The organism is Polaromonas sp. P1_G2 (genome assembly GCF_056405515.1).
Map to the genome: position 1 here is coordinate 1 of NZ_JBFUBY010000618.1, position 724 is coordinate 724.

The 724-nt window shown below is 60.4% G+C and carries 2 protein-coding genes; both read right to left on the minus strand.

Annotation, left to right across the window (positions count from 1 at the left end):
- The coding region (locus AC1D0P_RS26545; protein ID WP_477679460.1) for an NAD(P)-binding domain-containing protein at positions 1 to 108 on the minus strand (108 nt) is incomplete at its 3' end.
- Between the two features lie 30 nt (positions 109 to 138).
- A partial coding sequence (locus AC1D0P_RS26550; RefSeq protein WP_477679459.1) for an SDR family NAD(P)-dependent oxidoreductase occupies positions 139 to 724 on the minus strand: 586 nt, incomplete at its 5' end.

The window sequence follows — 724 nt, forward strand, 5'->3', positions numbered from 1 at the left end:
GCTTTCCGGGTCGCGCGTGGTGGCAACGGACACCTCGATGCCGCTTCGGGCAAATGCCCTGGCCAGGGCCTTGCCGATATTGCCGAAGCCGATAATTGCGTAGCTCATGATGTTTCTCCGATCGTGGGATGCCGGGGGTCAGACCTGGGCCCAACCACCATCTACGGCGAGATCTATGCCGGTGATGTAAGAGCTTTCATCGGAGGCGAGGAACGTGAGGGCAGCCGCGATTTCCTCTGGCTTGCCCCTGCGACCCATTGGGATCTGTGCAGCAAACTGGGCGACCGCCTGCTCGGCTTGCTCAGCGGTAAGGCCGGTCGTTGTCGCCAGGGCAGGAGTCTCGATCGCGCCAGGGCTCATCGTATTGACGCGGATATTGCGGTCCTTCAGCTCCATGGTCCAAGACCGTGAGAAGCTGCGAACAGCCGCCTTGCTTGCTGCGTAGGCGCTGAACGCTGGCAGCCCCATCACATTCGAGACCGAAGAGTTCAGAATGATCGATCCGCCGTCTTTGAAGAGGGCAAGGGCCTTCTGCACCGTAAAGAACAGACCCTTCACGTTCACATCGAAGGTCTGGTCAAAATGTGCCTCGGTTGCCGCCGCGAGCGGTGCGATTGTCCCCGCGCCGGCGTTCGCGAAGAGAATGTCGATGTGACCATGTTTCTCTTTCACCACGGCATAGAGCCGGTCCAGATCGTCCAGGCGCGACACGTCACCCACAACC